The organism is Candidatus Electronema sp. TJ, from assembly GCF_048287355.1.
Classification (GTDB): Bacteria; Desulfobacterota; Desulfobulbia; order Desulfobulbales; family Desulfobulbaceae; genus Electronema.
Genome location: NZ_JBLWEP010000042.1, coordinates 12519 through 16516, shown reverse-complemented (window position 1 = coordinate 16516; position 3998 = coordinate 12519). Strand labels below are relative to the sequence as shown.

General features: G+C 47.2%; 2 protein-coding genes and 1 pseudogene. All 3 read right to left on the bottom strand.

From position 1 onward, the window contains the following. Positions 1–59: 59 nt before the first annotated feature. Entirely contained in the window at positions 60–1112 is a 1053-nt protein-coding gene (locus ACNKID_RS05040; protein WP_417912340.1) for a hypothetical protein, read from the bottom strand. A gap of 32 nt (positions 1113–1144) precedes the next feature. Continuing rightward, entirely contained in the window at positions 1145–3100 is a 1956-nt protein-coding gene (locus tag ACNKID_RS05035; RefSeq protein ID WP_417912339.1) for a hypothetical protein, read from the bottom strand. A gap of 19 nt (positions 3101–3119) precedes the next feature. Continuing rightward, positions 3120–3998: pseudogene (locus tag ACNKID_RS05030) on the bottom strand (energy transducer TonB); the annotation flags it as partial.

Sequence of the window (3998 nt, the reverse complement as noted above, 5' to 3'; positions counted from 1 at the left end):
AAACCAAACTGCTTTGCAGCCGAGCAGGAACCTTCCTTTACTCTCCGCTGCAAAGAGGTCTAATGTTTGTCCAGACCAGTCTCCACAAAATTATTTATCAGCGAGCTGGTCGCCTTCCTGATCGCCTGATCAAAAAGGTCGTCATACTGATTGTCCGCCAGCACGGATTCAGGCGCAACCCGCACCTCAATCTGATTGGTCCAGACCACCTGCGCATCATAGGCATCCTGAACCCAGATGCGCAGCCGCACCACGGCCTGATCCATCCGGCCTCCGTGGCTGGCCATCTCACCGGCTGCGCTGCCCAGCACGGACCACACGATGGTGTTCGCGCCTTGGCCGCTGCTGATGCCGAAGAAACCTTCAGAATCATCTCCATCCCAAGGCCAGTTGGCTTTGTTGCCAACAGCTGCACCCCATGCGCCGCCTGCGGCCATGTTGCCTATATTGTCATACTTGGCAGAATCAGCAAAGCCGAAAACCATCCGGCTGGTTGATCCAACAACAAAAGGAAGCAGACCGCGCTTGTGCGGAGACCATGTGTGCTCTTGGCGGGTGCGGAATTCCAGTATCCGGCCTCGGATGATGTAATCTGCGCCAAATTTGCGCCCAATTTTGACTACATCCTGATCAGTCAGGCCATGCGTGCCGGGGCTGTCCGCAGCAAGATTTTTGCTGTTTGCTTGGTAGGCTTCCTGTAACGCCATATAGCCGTTGAGCTTCTCCTTCATCGCATCTGACCAGTCAGGATCATCCAGCTCACTGGACAACGAGTCGGATTTATTCTCATCTGAGCCGTAAAGAGCGATGCTGATAATCTTCTGCTCTACCAAATAGTTGAATACATCCTCCGAAACCGGCGCGTTGAAACCTCGGCTGGACAAGCTGTTGGTCAATGATTCCGTCACCAGCAGGTGACGGCGGAAGGACGAGGAAATTCTGTCCCCCTCGCTGTAGTCAGCAAAAGGAAGAACGACAGCTCTCCTTCCTTTGCCGCTGTTGTCCGAATATGCTGCATCCGGGGTCATCACAGTCTCGACAGTGGTCTGACCGCAGCCGGCCAGCAGCCCTGTCAGCAGTATCCCTGCGGATACAAATTTCAGCAGGCTCATGGTTGCTCCCAAATAAAGTGATGAGACTCCGATCAGTTGATGATGCGCGGCCGCAGAAGAATGATCAGCTCACGCTTGATCTTCTTTTTTGTCTCGTAGCCGAACAGATATTTCAGATAAGGAATATTCTTTGTTCCTGGAACAAAGTTCTCTCCTTCTGTCTTTTCTGTGTCATTGATAAGACCGCCGACAACGAGCACTGAACCATCTTTAACCTTGACCCAAGTGTTCATCTCCCGTTTATTGACAATCGGAAGACCAATTTTATTACCGAATCCAATTGTAGCATATTCAATTGGTTCAGTAAGCTCTGATGTCATCGGGATCAAATTCATGACAACTTCGTTGTCTTCTTTTATCACCGCAGAAATTGCCATGCCAACTCCTGATAATATTTGATCAGTTTTAACAGTTGACGACACCCCTCCTCCCTCTGTCACTTGTGATTCTACACTTTTGATATAAGTTACATCTCTGCCCACTGATATCAAAGCATGCTGGCCGCTCAACAGGCTTATTTTAGGATTGGAAAGAACGGATGTTTGGCCTTGAGACTGCAACGCCTTGATAAACTCAGGAAAACTAAAGTTTGTGATCAAGGATCCTCCAACACCAAAAACCTCTGAAATTCCTGTAGAGCTGGTGATGATAGTTGCGGCTGTTTTGACAGTGTCCAGTGTTGTCAGTCTGTTGCTGTCATTGCGGTCTGTGCTGCTGCTGCTTTCTTTATCACTGCTGCTGCTGGCATTTTTAAACTGCTCATCCGTAGTGTTGCTGTAAAAACTGCCAGACTGTCCAATTACTTCCGTATCTATCTCTTCCTCACCATAAGAAGAACTGGATTCTTTACCGCTCGCTTGCTCCCTCTGTCTTTTTCTATCTCTTTCTGCTTCCGAACTATATGCATCCCTAAACTCAGAACTGTCACCGTCACTTATGTCTCGATCATACTTCTTTTCCCTGGCCGATGAAAGATTAGAATCAAATTTCAAATTATCAAGCAGCTGGTGCCAATTAACTCCCAATGAAGAGCTGTCTTCTAATTGCACTTCAATTATCTTTGCATCAATAACAACTTGCTTGTGGAATTCTTTCTCCAAGCTGGATAGATACTCTGCAACTTTTTTCTGTAGTGACTTTGGCGCATTAACTATAATAAGACCTATTGTCTTATCAATAGTGTAGCTTGACTCTGTTGATTTGGCAACACGCCTTGCAGATTCCACGCCCTCTTCCGCAGGCTCGGTTTCCTCTTTGGCTGTTTTGTCTTTTTTATCGTCTTTTTTATCGTCTTTTTTATCGTCTTTTTTATCGTCTGAAGCGACTTCAGTGCTCCACGTAGCCATCAGGCTGTCAAGATTGTTTTTTATCGTCTCCCATTGGTCAAACAGATTATCGTACTGTTTTGTATTCATGCTCCCGGAAGTAGAGCCGGTGTTTGAATGGTAATAATGTCTTACGTAGGGCAACGAAACTGTATATTTTTTGGTCTCTCGATATTTAATGACGATAGTATTCCCTTCAATTTCGTGAAAGTAATCTAACTGTCGGAGAATATTATCAACAGCTTCATAAAAATTGTCATTAGCTCTGATATCTATATCAACCAGCAAATTTTGATCCACATCCGAGGCCCAGCTCAAACTCATATTTTTTGTTCTGACGATGGCTTTCATAGCCTCGCGCAGCGGAATAGGCTGGCTGGTGGTGATGTTGGATCCCACCTTGAGCTGAAGTCCATCCAGCCCTGCTGCCCCTTTGGCCGTCTGACTAGAATCCGACTTTTTTTCCTCACGAATCATGTAGCCGGTCTGCCGAAAACGGTCGGGAAGCAAACTCGGCTCCACCACGGTGCTATGCTGAGGAGATATTTCTGCGGGAGCGGCCGCAGATTTTAACGACTCAGTTTTTTTATCTTTCTCCAAGCAGGAGGAGAGCAGAAGCGCAGCGGCAAGGCAGCCAGACAAGAGATATCTCTGGAATTTCATTGTGCAATCCTTGAATTATTTAATTAAATCGAATTCTGTTTTTAATGTACGCCCGGAGATCTTGGGGCACGCTGAAACCGGCATGGAGAATAGCTGTGTACGCTTTATCTGCCTCATCCTTCTGGCCTTGCTGATCTAAAATACGGGCGCGAGACACCATGGAATCTAAATCATCGCCATGCAGCTCGCTGTATTTCTTCAAAAGGCGCAAAGCCGCATCATACTGTTGCTGCCGTTCGCTGAACACAGCGTAATTGAACAGGGCTTCACGGCTTGGAATTCCGACGCTGATACTTTGGTCGAAATACTGCTGCGCTTGACTGTTTTCCGCCATGTTGGCATGACCAATAGCCGCATTCAATGCTGCGGCATTGTTTTTTTTGTCAGCCGCAAGAGCTTTCTTTGCATAGTAGACTGCTTTTGCATTCTGGTTGAGCTGGGTGAGATATGCTGACGCAATTTTGTTAGCCAGCTTGCTTCTCTCCTGCCTCTCCACCTTCTCCGGCCAAAGGCTTAAAGCTTTTTCGTAAAATTGCACGGCTGTCTCGATGTTGCCCGTCTTTTCTTCTTGGATTCCTAATGTCACAAAATTTTTTGCTTCAACAACTTCAGATGGTTGCCCGGCTTGCCCTTCACCGGTTACTGTAATCGGAGTAGAACTTCCTTTTTTGCCGCCTTCAGGTTCGATAGTAAGCGCGGATTCAGCCGTTGCACGCTGCGGCCAGACGAACTCTTTATTCTTTGGATAAATGACAATAGTGTTATGTCGCTGTTCCTTGGCCAGATCTTTAAGGTTAAGGATGATATCCAACGCGAAATCCCATGGCACTTGGTTCAAGGCAAGAGTGAGGACACCGGAAACACCCTCAGCCACCACGATATTGGTGCCGCTTACTTC

Excerpts from the sequence above, each read along its gene's own strand:
- ACNKID_RS05035 (WP_417912339.1), bottom strand. The coding sequence starts at position 3,100 with ATGAAATTCCAGAGATATCTCTTGTCTGGCTGCCTTGCCGCTGCGCTT.
- ACNKID_RS05040 (WP_417912340.1), bottom strand. The coding sequence starts at position 1,112 with ATGAGCCTGCTGAAATTTGTATCCGCAGGGATACTGCTGACAGGGCTG.